This is a genomic window from Erwinia pyri, from assembly GCF_030758455.1.
In the GTDB taxonomy this organism is placed as follows: domain Bacteria; phylum Pseudomonadota; class Gammaproteobacteria; order Enterobacterales; family Enterobacteriaceae; genus Erwinia; species Erwinia pyri.
In genome coordinates, this window is the sequence record NZ_CP132353.1 from 3,242,427 (window position 1) to 3,261,595 (window position 19,169).

The window sequence follows — 19,169 nt, forward strand, 5'->3', positions numbered from 1 at the left end:
ATGGTCATCCGTTTTTTTTATGCACCCGCTGACAATTATTCTTTATGAGCAACCTGTCCCGCAGGTTTTTCTTCAGCAACCGGTGCTTTTTTGGCGGCAGTGTCGTCGTCACTCATAGCCTTTTTAAAGCCTTTGATCGCCGATCCCAGATCGCCACCGAGAGAACGTAACTTATTGGTTCCGAACAGCAACACGATCAGAGCACCAATAATCAGCAGTTTTGCAATACTGATACCTTCCATACTTACCTTCTTGTTTAACCTGACCAGAAACAGGGTCAATGACGTAGAGAATATTAACGCGCAGATTGCGGCTCTTTACAACCGCAATCTGTAACAGAGTACACCCCGGCCCGGGTAGTATCAGATAAAGCGGCTCAGGAAAGCCTGGAAACGGGGGTGCTGAGGATTTACCAGCACCTCTTCCGGCGGCCCCTGCTCTACTACCACGCCGCCATCCATAAAGACCACGCGGTCAGCGGCCTCACGGGCGAAGCCTATTTCATGGGTCACCACTACCATGGTTAACCCCCGATCGGCCAGCGTGCGCATCGTGGCCAGCACTTCGCCCACCAGTTCAGGATCCAGCGCTGAGGTTGGCTCATCAAACAGCATCAGTTTGGGACGAATGGCAAGCGCGCGCGCAATAGCGACACGCTGCTGCTGACCACCGGAAAGATGGCGCGGCCAGGCATCCGCTTTGTCACTGAGTCCTACCGTTGCCAGCAGCTCCGTGGCGTGGCGCGTAGCCTCTTCACGCGACTCTTTATGCACCCCAATCGGCGCCTCAATAATATTTTGCAGCACGGTCATATGGGGATAGAGATTGAACTGCTGAAATACCATGCCGATCTCCTGGCGCTGACGGGCTATTTTACGCGCCGACAGGCGCTGCAAAAGCCCGCTTTTCAGCTCGTAGCCAATCTGCTGCTCGCCCACCATAATCGAGCCCGCATTCATATCTTCCAGATGGTTAATGCAGCGCAGAAAAGTTGATTTTCCCGAGCCGGAAGGACCGAGGATCACCACCACCTCACCCGGCATCACATCAAGATCGATTCCCTTCAGCACTTCATTATCGCCATAACTCTTCTGCACGTTACGTGCCCGTACCAGAGGCTGAACAGAACTCATAGATCCTCCTTACGAACCAGCGGGCGATTGATCATTGGTGTGGTTTTACTGTCGGCGGGCGGCAGACGGCGCCTGGCAACAGTGACGGTCCGCCGCACGCCGCGAGAGTAGTAGCGCTCTATAGCAGACTGCCCGATATTCAGGATTGAGGTAATAAACAGATACCAGATTACCGCCACCATCAACATCGGGATCACCTCGAAAGTGCGGTTATAGACCGACTGCACCGAGTAGAGCAGATCGCCCATAGCGATAACGCTCACCAGCGAGGTTGCTTTAATCATGCTGATAAGCTGATTACCCGTTGGCGGAATAATTGAACGCATCGCCTGCGGAATAATGATGCGGCGCAGCGCACGGGCGCGGCTCATGCCGAAGGCCTGCGTCGTCTCCACCTGGCCATTATCCACCGACTGCAACCCGGCGCGGATAATCTCCGCCATATAGGCCGCTTCATTCAGCGCCAGCCCGGCAATTGCAGCCGTTAATGGCGTGATCAGGTCATTGGTATTCCAGCTGGCGAAAACCGGACCACCGAACGGGATACCAAGAGTGATGTGGGGAAACAGCGTGGACATGTTGTACCAAAAAATCAGCTGCACCAGCAGCGGCGTGCCGCGGAAAAACCAGATATAGAGACCCGACAGCCCTCGCAATAAACGATTATCAGACAGGCGGGCCACGGCCAGCAGCAGCCCCAACAGCGTGCCGAGGATCATCGAGACGACCGTCAGACCGAGCGTCACCTGCAGCCCCTTCAGCACCGATCCTTCGGTAAACCACTCCAGCACCACATGCCACTCAAAATTGGGATTGGTGGCCACCAGCCAGCTTACGTTGGCGGCAATCACCAGCACCACAATCCATGAAACCAGGCGTCCATAACGCGGTGCGCTGCGGGCAGATGCCACGTCACGCTGCTGCACCTCTGCCCTATCCCTGGCTCGTGAATCAGTGGTACTTTTTGTCATTTCGCTGCCCCTTTCGCCAGATTAACCCCCGGCTCCGCGATTTTATTGCCGTCCAGCTTCCATTTTTTCATGATGGCGGCGTAGGTGCCGTTGGCGAACAGCTCTTTATAGCCATCCACCACCACTTTACCCAGCTCAGAATCTTTCGGTACCACAGTGCCCTGGAATATATCGCCAAAACCGTTTTTCTTGCCCTGGCCTGTCAGTTCCAGCTGGCCGTGTGCCTGGTCGACGAAATAGACCAGCGGTGCCTGTGAAGAGAAGAAAGCGTCTGAACGCTTAGAGCGTACCGCCAGAATTGAGGAGGGCTGATCGGTGAAAGACTGCACGGTGACCGCGGGTTTCCCGGCATCGGTACAGAGCTGGGACTGCTTGCGGATCACCTGTTCAGCAGAGCCGGCGGCCATTACGGCAATACGCTTGCCGCAGGTATCCTCCAGACCGTTTATGCTGGCGGGATTGCCTTTCTGCACGGCAAACACCACAAACTCCTGCACGAAGTCGATAAAGTCATTTTTCGCCTGACGATCCGGGTAATCCCCTACCGGGCCAATCGCCAGCTGATAGCGGCCAGATTTAATGCCGGCCAGCACGCCGGAAAGGCCGCTTACCGTGGCATGCTCAATTTTAATCCCCAGCAGCTGCGCCAGCGCCTCGGTCAAATCGGCAGAGGCCCCGCTCATCGAGGTCGGCCCTTCCACAATCTCATAGGGCGGGAAGGAGCCGTTATTCACGGAGGTCATTTTCCCTGCGGATTTAATCTCCGCCGGCAAACGGTCATGCAGAGCCTGGTCCATTTTCTGCGTGGGAATGGCATCTGCAGCCTGGGCCAGACCGGCAGTGATTCCCAAAGCCAGTGCGATGGCGGTGGCGATTTTTTTCATTATCATGTTCCCCGGTGTCGTTATTATTATTTCAGTTCAGGACGGGCAAAACGGCGATTCTCCAGTACCGGCAGAACGTTTCGCGCATGGGCAATCCGGGCCGGATCCAGCTCCGCAAACAGCAGCGCCGGAGCTTCGGCGGCTTTTGCAATTGCCACCCCAAGCGGATCGACCACCAGGCTGTTGCCGATATTGCGTGGGCCGCATTCGCCTACAGCCACCAGGTAACAGGTATTTTCCAGCGCACGGGCGGTGACCAGCACTTCCCAGTGCATCTCTTTCAGCGGACCTTTCACCCAGGCAGCAGGCAGCACCAGCACATCGGCTCCATCCAGCACCAGACGGCGAGCCTGCTCCGGGAAACGCACGTCGTAACAGGTCATCAGGCCAACTTTCATGCCGGCAACGTCAACCAGCGGCGGAACCTCATGGCCCGGCGTGACGTTGCGTGATTCCTGCATCGCAAAGGCATCATAAAGATGCAGCTTGTCGTAGCGAGCCACAATTTCCCCGTTGCGAATGGCGATAAGCACATTCAGCGCCCGGCCATCTTCAGTCGGCACATGGACGGTCATCATGGTGGTTAAATTATTCCCACGGCTGGCGGCATAGACCTCCGTCAGGAAAGGGCCATCCAGCGGCTGGGCAGCCTTCAGCACCAGATCGGGATCGGCGATATCACGTGCCAGCACCCCTTCCGGCAGCACCAGTAGATCCGCGCCGCCCGCTAAAGCCTGAGCCATCAGCCCGGTACAGGTAACGGCGTTTTCCTGCCACTCGCGGCTGACCGCGAACTGTCCTAATGCAACTTTCATCGTTATGCTCCTTTCTTCACGGCCGGAAAGAGATCGTCAGGCGTGAGACGTTGAGAAGTAATACCCTGCTCAAAAAGTTCTTTACCAAAATCGGCAATCATCTTCTTGTTAGCGTCAAAACCTTTTGCGTTCCAGTCAGCAGGTAAATCCTGCGCGGTACGTCGCAAATCATCCAGCAGCCACGGCGTGGTGTCGGCATATTTCTCGCGCTTGTCATTCCACATTTTTGCCGACTCTGCAATCAGCTCGCTGAGCTGCTGTGGCAGTTCCGGGTGCGCTTCGGCAAAGTCAGATTTGAACGCCAGCAGGTGGTGGCCTGGGATATAGCCAACGCGGTTGAAGTACTCCAGCTCAGCCTGACGGAAATCACTCTGCAGCTGACGCAGGCCAGACCCTTTAAGGAAAAAGCCCTGAGGCATAAAGGGGGTGAAAACCGCGTCCAGTTCACCCGCGCGCAGCAGGTCGATCAGCGGGTGTTCTCCCGGCGCGGCTTCAATACGGCCAGAACGACCAAACCCGTTCAGACGATCCACAATCGGATGATCGGCAGTCAGCCGTCCGGCATACCAGTAGGCATCGTCAATATCGACCCCTGCTTCACGGAGCAGCGCACGGGTCCAGGTATTACCGGAGTCCTGCCAGCCCGTGACGCCCACTTTCTTCCCTTTCAGCTGGTCCAGTGAGACGATCGGGTTATCTTCGCTGGTGATAATGCAGCGCTGACGGAACCCACGCATCAGGAAATGAGGCAGCGCCAGCAGAGAGGTTTCCCCTTTCGCAAGGCCCTGCGCATAGCGGCTGAATGAGATCTCAGCGGCGTCATAATCGCTGCTTGCTGCAAGATCGCCGACCAGCGTGCCTACGCGATCAATCTCCAGGGCGAACCCCTGCGGTTTGATGTCGCCAAGTGCCAGCGGCGTGAAGTAATCCCAGTCTCGTACAGCCAGTCTGATGGTGATCATGCTTCTCTCTCTTTGCCCTGAACTGCGCGCCGGAACGGGGCGCATAAAATGTGTGCAATTCCTGCTTGAATTCGATACTAGATCGATAATAATAGCTGTACAATAATTTCTTTGTTACTGAACAAATGGATTTCTTATGACCTCAACGCTGGATCTGCAGTGGTTTGCTGAACGTCTGACTGACGCCTCCGTCAAGGGTATTGCAGGGGTGACGGCAGGATTAATCCGCGAAGGGCAGATCCCGATCGGGACGCATCTCCCCTCAGTCCGTGATTTGGCAGAAGCTTTAGGGATCAGCCCGGCAACGGTTTCGGCTGCCTGGGGCCAGCTGAAAAAGCAAAAGGTGATCGCCGGAAAAGGGCGCAGCGGCGTCTGGGTTTGTGGCGACAACGTTACGCCCAGACCGGTGCGTTTCGAGAAGATCGGTAACTATGGCGATAATATCCGGGCCGATTTAGCCATGGCCTCCCCCGATCCTGCTCTGCTGCCGGATCTGCATCAGGCAATGCAGCAAGGGGTGCAGTGCCCGCAGCTCAACAGCTATCAGCGCGATCCGATATCGCAACCTCTGCTGGCGGCAGTAAAGCCAGGCTGGCCCTACCCCGCTGAAGCCTGGCTCGCTACGGATGGCGGTTTTGATGCGATGAACTGCATTATGCAGACGCTGTTTTCACCCGGCGAGAAGGTCATTATTGAGGATCCAACCGCTACCCGGTTACTGGATATGCTGGATAATGTGGGAGCCGAGGTGATGCCGCTGGCCTGCGATGAGCAGGGGCCGCTGCCCGGCGCGCTCGAACTGCTGCTGAACAAAGGCGCCACGGCGCTGATTTATCAGCCTTCGACACACTCCGCTACCGGGCATGCTGTGAGTGAAGCCCGCAGTGAAGAACTGGCCCGGGTGCTGTCCGGTACACGGACGCTGATTGTGGAAGATGATGGGATTGGCGAGCTTTCAGCGCACCCGGTCTGGAGTCTGGGACGCTATTTCCCCGAGCGCACGTTACATGTGCGCTCCTATTCTAAAGCCTACGGCCCCGATCTCAGGCTGGCAGTGCTGTCGGGGCCTGCCCCGCTGATCAAACGCATACAGTCCTGGCGTAACTTTGGCGCCAGCTGGACCAGCCGTATCCTGCAGCAGGCGGTAGCCTGGATGCTGACCGACCCCACCACCCAGCAGCAGATCCAGCAGGCTAAGCATATCTATGCCCAGCGCCGCCGCCTGTTGCTGGAGGCGCTGGCAAAGCGCGGGCTGTGGCTGCCGGAACGCGACGGGCTGAGCCTGTTCATCCCAGTGGTATCGGAACAGTTTGCGATGATTACCCTGGCGGCAAGAGGGATTGCCGTCCTGCCGGGGGAACGTTGCCGTAGCGGTGGGGGACAGTTTATTCGCGTGAGTATCGCCATGCTCGCCAGTGAACAGGTTGAAAGCATTGCCGAGGCGCTGGTGTTAGCCTGCGGACATGACGCACGATCTACGCTTTCAGATCTTTAATGATGTAACGGGGCGATTCGCTGTAGCCTTCGCGGGCATAGAAGGCATTAGCTTTAATGCGGTGCTCGTGGCAATGCACTTCCATTCTGTCGCAGCCGCGCTGCTTAGCCAGATTTTCAGCATGCTGTAAGAGCTGCTGCCCTGCCCCTTTGCTGCGCTCTCCTTCTGCGATGCAGAAGTAGCTGACGCGTGCAAAATCGCCCTCCAGAGCCAGTTGCGGAATAAAGTGTAAAGAGAGGAAGCCCAGCACGGTGCTGCCGTGAACGGCCACCAGCAGCTCTTCAGTCCGATCATCTATCAGCTGAGCCAGCCGACGCTCGATAAAGGTTTCAGTATTATCATACCCCAGCTCTGTTAACAGGGCGCTCAGGGCAAAACTGTCTTCCGCTTCCGCAAGTCGGATCTTCATCACGCATTCTCCAGGGATGAGCCAGCCACGCCGGGGCTCCTTCGCCTATCTATATAGCCTGAGTGGCAGGATTAGCAAGCATTTAAGTACAGGATAGTGTGACAAGGCTGAGAGAAGATGCGGCGTCCGGCGGTAGAGCATTATTAAGCCTGCTCTCCCTGCATTAATGTTTCCTTAATAATGTTTCGCCACACTCTTTGGTTAACGGGGCCAATGAGATAACGCCATGCATCTGATACCGAAATCACTGAGTGAAGCTTTAGCCGTAGCGATAAGCCTGCTGGCCGTGACGCTTTGGCTAACGCAGTTTCTTTCCCACTGACTTATGACCGCCCTGTCCGCAAGCGAGGCAGGCGGAAAAAGGCAAAAAAAAACCCGCCATCCGGCGGGTTTTTAGAATTCTGTCTGATAACTTAAATAGCGGCAACGTTAGCAGCAGATGGGCCTTTGGCGCCGTTGGTGATTTCGAACTCTACGCGCTGACCTTCAGCCAGAGTTTTGAAACCGTTGCTCTGGATGGCAGAGAAGTGTACGAACACATCTTTGCTACCATCTTCAGGAGTAATGAAACCGAATCCCTTGGACTCATTAAACCACTTAACGCTACCTTTAATCTTAGACATCTATATTACCTTTACATGAAAAATGGACACTAAACTGTGTCGGCAGTTAGTACAGCAATTGCCGAGGCTTTTGTCCAGTAGCGAGTATCGAAAAAGTGATAAATATCGACTTTTTTGCAGATACGCCGCTATTTTATCGCCTTTCCCGCAGCTAAAACTGCCAGCGAAACCAGGCGAAATAGACGTTGCCGTTGTTGTAAGTCCCTGGAATATAAGTCATCTGGAACGTTGCCCTGCTGTAACCGATTGATGCAAGGGGCAGTACCAGAGGCACCGGGATGTACTTCCAGTTATCACGTGCCGTTACCCCCGCCGTGTAGCCCAGGCCGAGGCGAAAATTCGGGTCACTGAGTGGTCGCCAGGTCTTTTCCCAGCCATATCCGCCAATGGGTTCCCACTTGTTATAAGAGTCCTTAAAGGCCATCAGATAAAGACCGTTCCAGTTTCCCTTTTCATCATAATGCGAGATGCCGCCACCCGCTCCCCAGGGACGCTCATTATATTTGTCCGTTTTCTCACGGTCATAGGTCAGCCGGTTATGCCAGGTAACCGCCGGCACGTAAAGATCGTAGCTGTCCGGATTATGCCAGGTCTCACTGACGTTATCGCTTAAGGCCTGCCAGGTGTTGGAAACGGCTGTGGCAACGGTTATCGCCTGTGCGCTATTAGTACAGCCGGCCAGCGTGAGTAACAGAAGGGAGTATTGGATGGGTTTCACAGGTTATCTACCGTTTTACCAGGTGTTGAAAAAGACGTTATTAAACGTCAATAAGTCAGCTCGCAGCGTATTACATCGTCAAAAGGGTATTTTACGCCTTTGGATTAAACGTACCCTGAATAGCGCGTTAAAAAGGCAGCCCTACAGGCTCTGCGCCCTTTGCCCACACAAAATAGTGTCATTTTTAGTTAAGTCATAAGAAAAATCTTTAATCGTCCCTGTAACATCAAACCCGTTTAATATGTAAGGCTATCCTTTGAAATCAGCTTGTTGCAGGTGAATATCACGTAAATGTATTAATTAATAGAATTTATCATTGAGAATGATTTTTTTGATAAAATCTCAGTTACTTGCCACAGGGAGGTCTAAAGCATGAGGTTTTGCTGCTGTCGATGCGGATCGCATAAAATTATCTTTACGACCAAAGGCGATCGCTTCGGGGAACATCATGGTGCGCGCTGTGCATCCTGCAACAAGCCTCTCTCGGTGAGAGATCTCTTTTTCATTACGCATGGCGCCATGATGGATAAGGTGACAGTGCACAAAGCCAGCCTGTCACCTCAAGGTAAATCAGAACAGAACTTTAAAGACGCCGGTGAGAGTCAGTAAGCCTACGATAAAGATAATTGCAATAATCCAGAGAATAATTTTCATTCCATTTCCTTAGCCAAAATAAAAAAAACGACATAGTGCCCCCAGTATAGAAGAAGAATGTTTATTATGCTTAACCCGTTGAAAAACCTCCCTCACTGAACACCGCTGCTCATACCCTGCAATAAATTCTATAAACTCTATTTTTTTCATTGAGTTGCAGTGGCACACCCCGCCCCGGGATGGTGCTATTTTTTTCGCGACAGGGGTCACGATCTGCGCTTTCTTTACAGACAATTCTTAGATAGATGCGCCAGGGATGGCTAGACTGAGGAGTGTCATTTGCTATGGACTCACTTGCTATGACGTATCTGTGACGGTTAACAAGGAGATCTTATGAGCACTATTAACAGCAGTATGGGTCGCTACAGCCTGAAAGCCAAAGAAACCGGCAACCACATTAAAGGCTCCATTGCCATTAACGATGAAGGTGGGTCGCAGTTAACCCTTCAGGAATTTAATGAACACTATCTCGACGACGTGGTAAACAATGTGATTTACCCCGTCACTGGCGGTAACCGGGTTATCGCCAACGCCTTCAGAGAGGAGATGGTAAAAGCCGGGTTTATGCAGCCTCATTAACGCTTTGCGTGACGGGCCCTCAGGGGCCCTTTATCGCGATCGCTGCTGACGCAGGAGGCGATAAAAAGTGCTGCATCTCTCTGCTTATTCCTGATAAAAATCCGGCAGGCCGCTCTGGATTAAGAGACCGCCGCCGGAGAACAACTTATTTACTGCTTTCACTGCCGCCTTGCGCACCTGCGCCACCGCTTCCCTGTATAGCAGAGAGGATCGCGCCCAGGCCAAGCATCTGTAACGCGCTGCCCAGCTTGCCGACCAGGCCATCCTGACCGTTTTGTCCCTCACCGCTGCTGCTCTGCGCGGCAGGCGTGCCGCTTCCGCTACCCGAGCCAGTGCCTGAACCGCTGGCCGAATCAGAACCCTCAGCAGACTGCCCCAGCAATTTCTTAATCATATCCATTATCTGGGTCATGATATCGCCGCTGCCGGCCGTTCCTTCAGAGCCGCTGGTTCCGCTGCCGTTCTCGCTGCCATTTTCTTTGGCAGCGGCGTCTCCTTTGTCGGTGCCGTCAGTCTGCCCCAGCATCTTTTTAATCATCTCCATTAGCTGGGTCAGCATATCGCCATTGCCAGAGGCTTCCTGAGTGTTGCTGTTGCCACTTCCGCTGGCCGCATCCGTACCAGTTTTACCGCCCTCCTCGCCGCCTTTGCTTTTCAGCAGCTGCACGATGGCGTTCAGCAGTTGGGTAATGCTGTTGAGGGTGCTGTTCTGCTCGCCGCTTACCCCCTGACCGCCTTCGCTACCGCTGCTGGATTTTTCTTTCAGGGAGAGCGGGCTTCCACCCTGGTTGCCAAACTCTATGCCATGATCGGCAATCTTACTGAGTGCACTGCTGCCGAAATTTAACGCGCCGTTGGATCCATTTTTTCCGGCAGGGCTGCTTTCGCCATCAAACTTTTTGGCTACGTCGGTAAATTTAGAGCCAATGCCCTCAAGGCCTCCGCCCAATGCGCCATTGGCGCCGCCACCTATTTTCATGCCACTCATGGAAACCTCCAGTGATTGAAACGCGAATTTTAAGTGAGCCAGCCCTGGCTAATGACTAACCATATAAAAGGGCTTGTTCTCATCAGATAGGTGGGGATCCAGCGCTCAGGGTTCCATCCGGACGCAAGAAAGCCTGATTTCATGTAATTAAAATTACGAATGCTTAACGTTTAGCAATCGAAATAATGATCATATTTACATTAGCTTACCTGCAGAAAGCGAAATTTTTGTAGGGATTTCCCTACCTTGTAGCACGGAGATCCCCACAACAACTTCAGAGGAAACTGATAGCCGCCGCATGCCAGGCTAGTAAATAGTGAATGAAATTGAAGGTTCACCGCTGGTCAGGCCGACAGCAGCCAGGTTCTTTTTTGTCTCTAATTTCGCATCAGCTAAATGGTGTAAAAATTCCTCTAAGGGAAGACAGGAGAAAAATATGCTAACGGGTAGTGAAACAAGCGCGAAGAGTGAACTGGTGACCGGGGATATTCATGCAAAACTGCATCCGATGGTCAATACGCTGGCCCCGCTTAAGGTCGATCTGCTGCTGGAAGGGGAAACGGGAACCGGCAAAGACACGCTGACGCGGAGGATCTATCAACTTTCCGGCGCTAAGGGGCCGCTGGTGCCGGTAAACTGTGCCGCCATCCCAGAGAATCTGGCCGAAAGCGAGCTTTTTGGCGTGATGGCCGGTGCCTACACCGGTGCCAGCCACTCGCGCGCCGGCTATATTGAAACGTCAGATAAAGGTATCCTGTTCCTGGATGAGATTGACAGTATGCCTCTTATTCTGCAGGCAAAACTGCTGCGCGTTCTGGAAACGCGCTCTATCCACCGGTTAGGCTCCACGCAGCCTGTCGCGCTGGATTTACGCGTCATTGCCGCTTCCCAAACGCCGCTGGCGGAGCTGGTGGAACAGGGACGTTTCCGCCGGGATCTCTATTTTCGCCTCTCCACAATCAAGATCGAAACGCCTACGGTTCGCTCCCATGCAGAGCTGATTATCCCGCTGTTCCGCCGTTTTACCCAGGAAGCGGCAATGCGTCTGCAGCAGGCTGTTCCGGCACGCTCCCTTGCGTTGGATGAGGCGCTGTTAATGCACAGCTGGCCGGGGAATATCCGTGAGCTGAAAGCTGCGGCTGAACGTCATGTCCTGCGGATGCCGCCGTTATGCCACATCTCCTCAGGAGAAGGAGAGGCTACCCTGCTGAAGGACAGGTTACGCCGGATTGAACGCAGCCTGATCAAAGATTGTTTACACCGCCACGGACACAAAATTGATGATGTCGTACATGAACTAGGGATCCCGCGCCGGACCCTGTATCACCGCATTAAATTACTGAATATTGTCGCCTGATCCCGAGTGCCCTTTACAAAGATAAAAATAAATAGTTTGGAACCCTTTGAATTTTCTTCCCACTTAACCTGTGAATGCGCTGGCATCATCTCCCCTCTGAGGAGAGAAAAACGGACAGCATGATGGCTTCCAGCGCAAATACAGGGCAGCGCTGTCTGCAAGAGACACTGCGATTACCCCACTCCTCCCTTATCAGCACGAGCCAAAAACCATGAAAATAGCCTCCTCACAATCAGGGTTAGCACAACATGACTTTGCTGAGAACTCAGCGCTGCCACAGCCGGAGCAGACCGATATCGACTTTTTCTCTGCACAGCTGAAAGAAGAACCGCAGGTGGAAAAAATCGCTGCGCCTTCAGGGGTAACAAACTTATTTAACGGCCTGGCCAACTCGATGCAAAACAACGAACAGCACCGGAAAGAGACCGTTAAAGATTTGCAGACTGCGGCCCGTTCAAACAACCTGGCCGCCTTCAGCGAAGCCAGCTCCGCGCTCTCTGACTACTACATTGAAAATCTTATGAATGCCAAGATTGTCTCTAAAGGCGTGCAGAGCATTGATAAACTGACCAACCTACAGTAGCGGCTATGATGAAAAATCTTCAGAAATGGTTGCTACTCCTCTCTCTGCTGCTGCTGGCAGGCTGCGGCGACAAAACCGTGCTGTTCAGCGGACTGGCTGAAAATGACGCCAACGACATTGTTGCCGAGCTGAACCAGCATCAGATTGCGGCGCAAAAATTGATCGAGAAAAGCGGCATTTCCGTTTCGGTGGATACGGAAAATATCGAGCGAAGCGTGAAAATTCTCGACTCTGCCGGACTGCCGCGCAAAGCGCGTACCAATCTGGGCGAAGTCTTCCAGAAGAGCGGCGTTATCTCCAGCCCCATGGAGGAGCGTGCCCGCTACATCTATGCGCTGTCGCAGGAGGTGGAATCGACGCTGGCACAGATTGATGGCGTTGTGGTCGCCCGTGTTCATGTGGTGTTGCCCGAGCGGCTGGCGCCCGGCGAGCCGGTGCAGCCCGCTTCGGCATCGGTATTTATCAAATATCACAGCAATCTCGACCCCGACAGTATTGAACCGCGTATCCGGCAGATGGTAGCCACCAGCATTCCAGGCCTGGCCGGGAAAACCAGTAAGGATCTGGCGATTGTATTTGTCCCGGCGCAGACCTATGAAGACCGCATTGAAGTGGTGCAGATGGGGCCGTTCCAGCTAACGCCGGATGAATACTCAACGGTGAAGTGGGTCTCTTCACTCTTCGCCATCATGCTGATGATCGCCTTTGCCATTATGTTCCTGAAACCTGGCAATAAGCTGAAGGTGGGCAAAGCGAAAGATGCCGCCGCGGCTACGGGGAAGTAACTGATGAGCTGGAGCGAGGAGCAGGCCGACCGCTGGCTCGACTGGTGGCAAGTGGGATACTGGCAGCAGGCAGAGAGCAGCTGGCAGGAGAACAGCTTCTTCACCCTGCCCGCTGAGCAGCAGCAGAGACTCGCCTGGCAGCATCCGCAGGCGGTTGCCGCCGCTTTTGGCATTGCTCCTGCTCTGCCGCCGGAGCCGGAGCCGCGGCTGCTGACTTTTATCGAGTTACCTGCCGGTTCGCGCATCCAACTGCTGGCGCTGCTGGCCGGGATCTGTGCCCCGCAGGCTGCACCGGATACGTTGGCTGCCGCCAGCCTTATCTGGTGCCGACGGCTGGCAAAAGCGCTGCGTTGCGAGAGCTGGCTGAGCGCTGACTGTTTTCTTCCCTGGAGTACCGGCAGCCTGATACTGCTGCGCGCGCTGTCAGCGGAGAGCTGGCCGCGTCTGCGGCTGCTGTTTCCGCAGGAGTGGGTAAAACAGGTGGATGAATATCCCGCTGTCGCCCTGCCCTCTTCCCGCCTGAGCGCGCTGTGGGATGCGGCAATCTGGCAAATTCAGCAACCGGAGAGTCCAGCACATGTGGATCCGCAAGAAAATAACCCTGCTGAGTGATCCGCAACTGGCTGAAAGCCGGGTGCTGACGCGTGAAGCGATAGGGGAACATCAGCAGGCGCTGACAGTGATGCAGCTTGCTGAACGGCAGGCGCAACAGCGTCTGGAAGAGGCTAATCGCGAGGCGGAGCAGCTGCTTGCAGAGGCGCAGCTGCGCATCGAGGAAGTGGTAAAAACGCAGGCGGAGCAGCAGCAGCACGATTTTGCTCAGCAGGCGCAGCAGCTGTTTACGCAGTGGCAGGAGCAGGAGCAGCAGTGGCAGCAGGCGCTGATTCCCCGGACGGAAGCGCTGCTGAGCCAGGCGATGAGCGAGCTTCTTGATCAACAGCCGGAGGCGGCCCGTCTGCAGGCGACGCTCGCCCAACTGCTTAAGGCGCAGGGGAGGCAGGCCGCCGCCACGCTGATTTGCGCACCGGCTCACCAGGCCGCTGTGGAAGCCTGGCTTGCCGAACGTCCGCAGCTGGTATGGGAAATCAGCGCTGACGCTGCGCTGGCGCCTGACCAGTTAATTCTCACCACCGGGCAAGGAGAGCTTCATCTCAGCTGGTCACGCATCCGCGAAACGCTGTTACCCACGCATTAACCCGCTTTTCCGCCACCTCTCCTCGCCGTTAACATTTTTTCCATTTATGGGAACCGGCCATCGTTTCGCTCCACTCAACTCCAGACCCCCACAGGAGACACAACGATGAGCAATAACGATGCAATCCAACGTCGCTTAAGTAATCAGTTAAACCATGCCCGCAATGATATGTATCAGTTTGCGGAGCAAAGCCAGAATCAGACCTTAAACGTGGGCGACATCTACGCCTTTCAGAATGAAATGATGCAGGTTTCCAGCGCTAACTGGGCAAGTTCGCAGTATACCCAGTTCAAGCATGGCATTCGTAAGGCAATCATTGATGCCATCAACTGATGTCGCCGTACTGATTGAGCAACAGCTGGATCAGGGCAGCGGCGAGCTGGCGCTGTGGATTGACGACATGCCCGTCAGGCTGCAGCGCCAACCCGGCGGCTGGTTTTACATTATTGAGATGGCTCTGCCGGTGGCGATCAATGGACGGGTACTGGAACTCGCGCTGCGCCTTACTGCCCCTGGGCTGGCCCATTTTGAGCAGGAGAGCGCCGCGCTCTGTTTTAATCCACAGAACGAGACGTTAAATCTGATTTTCCGCCTCAAGAACGATCGGACTGACTATGCCGTCTCGCAACTGGAAAGCCTCTGCAACCAGTGTGAAGTCTGGCAGGAAACTCTGCAAAGTGTGTTAACGCAGCAACGCGTTAAGATGCCCGTATAACAAGGAGAGAAGCGTGCACAAAACGCTGACTGCTTTACGACCGTTTCGCCCGCTGTTACTGGCGGTGGCGATGGGATTATCCGTTTCACACAGCTATGCCAACACCCCCGACGAATGGAAAGATGGCGCTTACGCCTACTCCGCCGATAACACGCCGCTCAGCGTTATTCTGCAGGACTTTGCCAGCAGCCACGGCGTGGATACCAACGTTACCGGCCTGCCGGATACCTTTATTACTGCCCGCCTCCGCTCCGACTCTGCTGAAGCCTTTCTCAACCGTCTGGCGCTGGAGTATCGCTTTCAGTGGTTCGTTTACAACAACACCCTCTACGTCAGTCCCCAGTCTCAACAGACTTCCCGCCGCCTGAAGATCAGCGCCGATGCCGCACCCGATCTCAAACAGGCGCTTGAGGGCGTGGGGCTGCTGGAACCGCGTTTCGGCTGGGGCGAGCTGCCGGATGAAGGGGTGGTGCTGGTCTCGGGGCCGCCGAAATATGTCGATCTGATTGCCGACTTCAGTAAAAAATCGGAACCGGAAGAGCCGAAAGAAGATAAACAGATGATGGCCTTCCCGCTGAAATATGCTGACGTGGCGGATCGCACGATAAAATTCCGCGACCAGACGCTGGTGGTGCCGGGCGTGGCTACCATGCTGAATGAACTGCTGGGGCAGAATTCGGGCGGATCGGCAAGCGGGATGACGATGACCAAAGAGGGTCAGGATGCAGGCGACAGCGCTTCCCAGGCGATGCAGAGTGAAAGTCGCAGCCTGCTTAACCAGATGATAGGCCGCAACACCCGACTGAGTCGTAACAGGGATGAAGCGCGGTCACAAGGCAGCGAGCTGCAGGGCAAAGTTTCCGCCGACGTGCGTAACAACACCCTGCTGGTACGCGACAACAAGAAACTGCGCAGCGAGTATCAGCAGCTGGTGCAGATGATCGACGTGCCGCAGAAGCTGGTTGAGATCGACGCGGTGATTATCGATATCGATCGTAACGAGCTGGCGCGTTTGTCTTCTAACTGGTCAGGTCGCTTCGGCAACGTCACCGGCGGCAGCTCAATGCTGGGCGGCACCAGTACGCTTTTCGTCACCGATTTTAATCGCTTCTTCGCCGATATTGAGGCGCTGGAAGGGGAAGGCACGGCGTCAATTATCGCTAATCCTTCGGTACTGACGCTGGAAAACCAGCCGGCGGTGATCGACTTCAGCAGCACCGCTTTTATCACCGCGATCGGTGAGCGCGTGGCCGATATTCGCGAAATAACGGCGGGCACCAGCCTGCGCGTGACGCCGCGATCTATCGGCAATACGCCAGGCAAGGCGTCGGTCCAGCTGGTGGTAGATGTGGAAGATGGCAAGCTGAATAAAAACACTGATGGCAGCGCGCAGGGTACGGAAAACGGTGTGATCAGTACCCAGGCACTGGTGCAGGAGAAGCGCTCTCTGGTGATGGGCGGCTTCCACACCAAGCAGAGCGGTGATGACGAAGAGCGGATACCGATTTTGGGTAAAATCCCCTTTATCGGCAAGCTGTTCACCTCGAACAACCGCACCGCGTCGCAGCGTGAGCGCCTGTTTATTATTACGCCACATCTGATTGGCGACCAGGTTGACCCTTCCCGCTACGTCGATGCAGAAAACCGTGACCAGGTGAACGATACGTTGCGTGATATCAGCCGTCGCCATCAGTTTGGCGATATGAAGCGCACCATTGAAGGCGCGATGCAGGATCTGGCGGAAGGCCGTGTGCCTGGCGGACTGCAGGCCAGCCAGAACGGTCTGACGCTCAGCTCACTCTGCAACGTCTCGCTTACCTTCCGCAGCAGCGCGAGGCATCAGTGGTACGGCAATGGATCTATGCAGATCGCCGTAGGCGTGCTCACTAACACCAGCGCTAAAGAGGCGCGCTTTGATGAAGCCGCCTGCCGTAACGATCGCACGCTGGCCGTCTCAGCCTGGCCGCATACCTCTCTTAAACCCGGTGAGTCTACCGAGGTTTACGTGGCTTACGATACGCAGATCCCGGCCCGACCTTCACGCGTTTCGCTGTTGAAATCGCAGGATGGCTATCTGCCGGTGGCATCAGGCGCGTCGAACGGCAAATCGTCAACCCGTCTGCTTTCGCGCTGAGAAAAGGAAAAGATAAGATGAGAAAACCGCTGTTGATCCTGGCGCTGGCGCTGTTGCTGACCGCCTGTGCGAAACCAAAGCTGCCCGGCTGTAACGATGTCTCCTGTCGGCCAGTGTCGGACGATCATACGATGACTATCTGGTGGCAGCCCGATATGCGTAATGGCGCGTTCGATTACACCCAGGCTTCGGTTAACGAATGAGTATGAGCATGGCGGCCTTTCTGGATGCCTGGCAGCGCGGCGACGCCTGCTGCCAGGCGTTCCGGCCAGGCAGCGAGCTGAGCTTTTCGCCGCTGCCGCGACCTACTCTTACCCTGCGCATCCACCCTTCTTTCCTGCACGACAAGCTGATTCGCCAGGTTCTGACCTGGCGCTTCCAGCACCCTGCCCGCTACGACGGCTGCTTTATCAGTATGGAGGCGGACGGCTCTCTGGCCGTGCTCTGCCACCCCACGCCCGATGATGAAGCCTATGCGTTAATCGGCAAGCTCACTTCCCTGCTGGATCTGCAGTAGGGCTCCGTCAGGGAAACGGAAATATTGTATGTTGAGGCTAAAATTTAATGATTACCGGGCCGTCCGACTTCCCTGTCCCCGGCAAATTAAGCTGACTTACTGTTTTTCAGACGCTACTTCCTGTTACTATCTGGTTCTTCGTTTATTCAGCAGTAACCAAACAATATAAATACATAGTATTAATGCTGAAATATTCAATATGTTTACCACATAGATAAATGCGCTATGGTATTGCGAAATTATTGAAGCTAAAAGATTATTATCGGCAATATATTTCAACGGTAAAGTAAGATTGCCAGAGGCGACAGCGTTTATCCATTCGGTTATCTGCCCTTCTGAGGGGGTAAACCGGCTGAAGATCGTCGGTAAAGAATCAGTAAGGTATGAAGTTAACAATGAAGCATACAGTGCTACTGCGAGAGCTTCACTGCCGAGGCGAAGCGTGTTAAGTAATCCTGCCGCCATCCCTGCCTGCTCAGGAGCTACGCAACTCAAAGCAAGACCATCAACAAGTCCGGCAGACAGTCCCATGCCTGTACCGATCAGCAAAAGGGGGATAGCCAGTACCCATAGCTCTCTTCCAGGTTGGCTGGCGAAGGTCAGGATAACTCCTCCGGCAATAAAGGAAAGCAGGCTGATAATTAGAATCAGACGAGCCGAAGCGCCATTGGATACCAGTTTACCTGCCAGAACAGGACAGAAAAGAATCGGCAGAGTCAGTGAAACCATCATTAAGCCAGCTTTCGACGGAGGTAATTGCATCACTCCCGTAAGATAGCTTGGATAATAAGTCAGCAACGTGACAAAAATAATGCTGGCAACAACCGGAATAAGAATGAGTCCCACGAATGTATGATTTTTCATAAGGCTGAAATTCAACATCGGATTATCAATCCTGTTCTCGTGGAAATAGAATATTATGGCTGCCACTGCTCCCGCTGCCAGCAATAACAACGTTCTATTCTCTACCCAGCCCCACTGAGCACCTTGCACCAGTGCCAGCATGAACAACAGCAGGCTGACAATAAAGAGAATGGCCCCGGTGATGTCAAAGTGAAATTTTTTACGCGGAACATCACCTGGAATAGCCCGGAAAAGGAGCAGGACTAACGCCAGTATTATTGCATGAACAGCAAATATTGCTCGCCAGTTAATAAAATCCAGAATGAGCCCGGAGATTGTTGGGCCAAAAGTAATACCAATCCCTGCTGTAGTGCCAAACAAGGCAAAGGCCTGAGTTCTCCTGTTTCCTTCAAACTGAGCTATGAGAATGGCACTCCCACACGAGAAAATGGCGGCACCACCAATGCCGGCAAAAGCCCGGGCAAAATCAAGGAACACAGTGCCGGGAGATAATGCTGACATCACGGACGCAACGGTATAAATAGTGGCACCAAGAAGAAAGGCTTTCTTTCGACCGTAAGCGTCGGCCAGTGTGCCCCAGAATAAGGTGAAACAGGCAAAGGTGAGGTTAAAAGCGTTAACCACCCACTGTAAACCCGACAGGCTTGAGTTAATATCAGCGCTAATGGACGGCAGTGCGATAGCTGTTCCTGATATTGAACTGGGCACAACAAATACAGCCAGTAAAATAGCAAATAAAAGAAATTTGTCTCTGCTGTTCTGCGATAAGGACATAACTTTTCCTGATA

General features: G+C 54.2%; 24 protein-coding genes. 12 read left to right on the forward strand and 12 right to left on the reverse strand.

The annotated features are described in order from the left end of the window. Nucleotides 1-35: 35 nt before the first annotated feature. From tatE to Q3V30_RS15345, 6 genes are all read right to left on the reverse strand, one after another. Nucleotides 36-242, reverse strand: a complete 207-nt coding sequence (gene tatE / locus Q3V30_RS15320) for a twin-arginine translocase subunit TatE (RefSeq protein ID WP_306207044.1) — start codon at nt 240-242, stop codon at nt 36-38. Nucleotides 243-362: 120 nt separating this feature from the next. After that, nucleotides 363-1,133 carry an amino acid ABC transporter ATP-binding protein gene (locus tag Q3V30_RS15325; RefSeq protein WP_306207046.1) on the reverse strand — a complete coding sequence of 257 codons (771 nt, stop codon included), beginning with the start codon at nt 1,131-1,133 and terminating at the stop codon, nt 363-365. Next, nucleotides 1,130-2,104 carry an amino acid ABC transporter permease gene (locus tag Q3V30_RS15330; RefSeq protein WP_306207048.1) on the reverse strand — a complete coding sequence of 325 codons (975 nt, stop codon included), beginning with the start codon at nt 2,102-2,104 and terminating at the stop codon, nt 1,130-1,132. The genes Q3V30_RS15325 and Q3V30_RS15330 overlap by 4 nt, the downstream gene beginning before the upstream one ends. Beyond that, a complete protein-coding gene (locus Q3V30_RS15335) occupies nt 2,101-2,988 on the reverse strand; it encodes an ABC transporter substrate-binding protein (protein WP_306207050.1) in 888 nt (295 codons plus the stop codon). Before Q3V30_RS15335 ends, Q3V30_RS15330 begins: the two co-directional genes overlap by 4 nt. Nucleotides 2,989-3,014: 26 nt before the next feature. Next, nucleotides 3,015-3,803, reverse strand: coding sequence for a deaminated glutathione amidase (locus tag Q3V30_RS15340; protein WP_306207052.1), 789 nt, complete (start codon nt 3,801-3,803; stop codon nt 3,015-3,017). Between the two features lie 2 nt (nt 3,804-3,805). Further along, nucleotides 3,806-4,765, reverse strand: coding sequence for an ABC transporter substrate-binding protein (locus tag Q3V30_RS15345; protein WP_306207054.1), 960 nt, complete (start codon nt 4,763-4,765; stop codon nt 3,806-3,808). A gap of 136 nt (nt 4,766-4,901) precedes the next feature. On the opposite strand from Q3V30_RS15345, the gene Q3V30_RS15350 reads away from it, so the two are divergent. After that, entirely contained in the window at nt 4,902-6,260 is a 1,359-nt protein-coding gene (locus Q3V30_RS15350; RefSeq protein ID WP_306207056.1) for an aminotransferase-like domain-containing protein, read from the forward strand. Here Q3V30_RS15350 and Q3V30_RS15355 read toward each other — a convergent pair. The 4 genes from Q3V30_RS15355 to Q3V30_RS22830 form a co-directional block, all read right to left on the reverse strand. Beyond that, nucleotides 6,241-6,669 carry a GNAT family N-acetyltransferase gene (locus Q3V30_RS15355; RefSeq protein WP_306207058.1) on the reverse strand — a complete coding sequence of 143 codons (429 nt, stop codon included), beginning with the start codon at nt 6,667-6,669 and terminating at the stop codon, nt 6,241-6,243. The two genes, Q3V30_RS15350 and Q3V30_RS15355, sit on opposite strands and share 20 nt — an antisense overlap. A 413-nt stretch (nt 6,670-7,082) precedes the next feature. Next, nucleotides 7,083-7,292, reverse strand: a complete 210-nt coding sequence (gene cspE, locus Q3V30_RS15360) for a transcription antiterminator/RNA stability regulator CspE (protein ID WP_004156612.1) — start codon at nt 7,290-7,292, stop codon at nt 7,083-7,085. A 151-nt stretch (nt 7,293-7,443) separates the two neighbouring features. Further along, complete coding sequence (gene pagP / locus Q3V30_RS15365; protein ID WP_428979212.1) at nt 7,444-8,010, reverse strand: lipid IV(A) palmitoyltransferase PagP; 567 nt, start codon at nt 8,008-8,010, stop codon at nt 7,444-7,446. Between the two features lie 570 nt (nt 8,011-8,580). Beyond that, complete coding sequence (locus tag Q3V30_RS22830) at nt 8,581-8,664, reverse strand: small membrane protein YohP (protein ID WP_445084017.1); 84 nt, start codon at nt 8,662-8,664, stop codon at nt 8,581-8,583. A 333-nt stretch (nt 8,665-8,997) separates the two neighbouring features. Between Q3V30_RS22830 and Q3V30_RS15370 the strand changes: the two genes are divergently transcribed. Further along, the gene (locus Q3V30_RS15370; RefSeq protein ID WP_306207102.1) at nt 8,998-9,243 is read left to right on the forward strand and encodes a hypothetical protein; all 246 of its coding nucleotides are present in this window, start codon (nt 8,998-9,000) and stop codon (nt 9,241-9,243) included. A 145-nt stretch (nt 9,244-9,388) separates the two neighbouring features. Here Q3V30_RS15370 and Q3V30_RS15375 read toward each other — a convergent pair whose 3' ends face one another. Further along, nucleotides 9,389-10,231, reverse strand: coding sequence for a hypothetical protein (locus Q3V30_RS15375; protein ID WP_306207104.1), 843 nt, complete (start codon nt 10,229-10,231; stop codon nt 9,389-9,391). Between the two features lie 436 nt (nt 10,232-10,667). Here Q3V30_RS15375 and Q3V30_RS15380 point away from each other — a divergent pair, with 436 nt between their 5' ends. The 10 genes from Q3V30_RS15380 (at nt 10,668) to Q3V30_RS15425 (ending at nt 17,517) form a co-directional block, all read left to right on the forward strand. Beyond that, the gene (locus Q3V30_RS15380; protein ID WP_306207106.1) at nt 10,668-11,588 is read left to right on the forward strand and encodes a sigma 54-interacting transcriptional regulator; all 921 of its coding nucleotides are present in this window, start codon (nt 10,668-10,670) and stop codon (nt 11,586-11,588) included. A gap of 211 nt (nt 11,589-11,799) precedes the next feature. Continuing rightward, nucleotides 11,800-12,171, forward strand: coding sequence for an EscF/YscF/HrpA family type III secretion system needle major subunit (locus tag Q3V30_RS15385; protein ID WP_306207108.1), 372 nt, complete (start codon nt 11,800-11,802; stop codon nt 12,169-12,171). Between the two features lie 5 nt (nt 12,172-12,176). Continuing rightward, nucleotides 12,177-12,956, forward strand: coding sequence for a type III secretion system inner membrane ring lipoprotein SctJ (sctJ, locus tag Q3V30_RS15390; RefSeq protein ID WP_306207110.1), 780 nt, complete (start codon nt 12,177-12,179; stop codon nt 12,954-12,956). Between the two features lie 3 nt (nt 12,957-12,959). Next, on the forward strand, nt 12,960-13,568 hold the full coding sequence (locus tag Q3V30_RS15395) for a hypothetical protein (RefSeq protein ID WP_306207112.1): 609 nt from the start codon (nt 12,960-12,962) through the stop codon (nt 13,566-13,568). Next, nucleotides 13,534-14,151 (forward strand): type III secretion system stator protein SctL, encoded by a 618-nt coding sequence (gene sctL, locus Q3V30_RS15400; RefSeq protein ID WP_306207114.1) that lies wholly within the window; start codon nt 13,534-13,536, stop codon nt 14,149-14,151. Before Q3V30_RS15395 ends, sctL begins: the two co-directional genes overlap by 35 nt. Nucleotides 14,152-14,256: 105 nt before the next feature. Continuing rightward, nucleotides 14,257-14,484, forward strand: coding sequence for an HrpF protein (locus Q3V30_RS15405; RefSeq protein WP_306207116.1), 228 nt, complete (start codon nt 14,257-14,259; stop codon nt 14,482-14,484). Next, complete coding sequence (locus tag Q3V30_RS15410; RefSeq protein ID WP_306207118.1) at nt 14,471-14,866, forward strand: type III secretion system chaperone family protein; 396 nt, start codon at nt 14,471-14,473, stop codon at nt 14,864-14,866. Before Q3V30_RS15405 ends, Q3V30_RS15410 begins: the two co-directional genes overlap by 14 nt. A 70-nt stretch (nt 14,867-14,936) precedes the next feature. Beyond that, entirely contained in the window at nt 14,937-17,000 is a 2,064-nt protein-coding gene (sctC, locus tag Q3V30_RS15415; protein ID WP_428979266.1) for a type III secretion system outer membrane ring subunit SctC, read from the forward strand. Between the two features lie 17 nt (nt 17,001-17,017). Beyond that, nucleotides 17,018-17,203: an HrpT family type III secretion system protein gene (gene hrpT, locus Q3V30_RS15420; protein WP_306207122.1), complete on the forward strand. Its 186-nt coding sequence runs from the start codon at nt 17,018-17,020 to the stop codon at nt 17,201-17,203. Next, nucleotides 17,200-17,517 (forward strand): hypothetical protein, encoded by a 318-nt coding sequence (locus Q3V30_RS15425; protein ID WP_306207123.1) that lies wholly within the window; start codon nt 17,200-17,202, stop codon nt 17,515-17,517. Before hrpT ends, Q3V30_RS15425 begins: the two co-directional genes overlap by 4 nt. A gap of 126 nt (nt 17,518-17,643) precedes the next feature. On the opposite strand, the gene Q3V30_RS15430 is transcribed toward Q3V30_RS15425, so the two are convergent. Further along, nucleotides 17,644-19,155 carry an MFS transporter gene (locus Q3V30_RS15430; protein WP_306207125.1) on the reverse strand — a complete coding sequence of 504 codons (1,512 nt, stop codon included), beginning with the start codon at nt 19,153-19,155 and terminating at the stop codon, nt 17,644-17,646. Nucleotides 19,156-19,169: the final 14 nt, after the last annotated feature.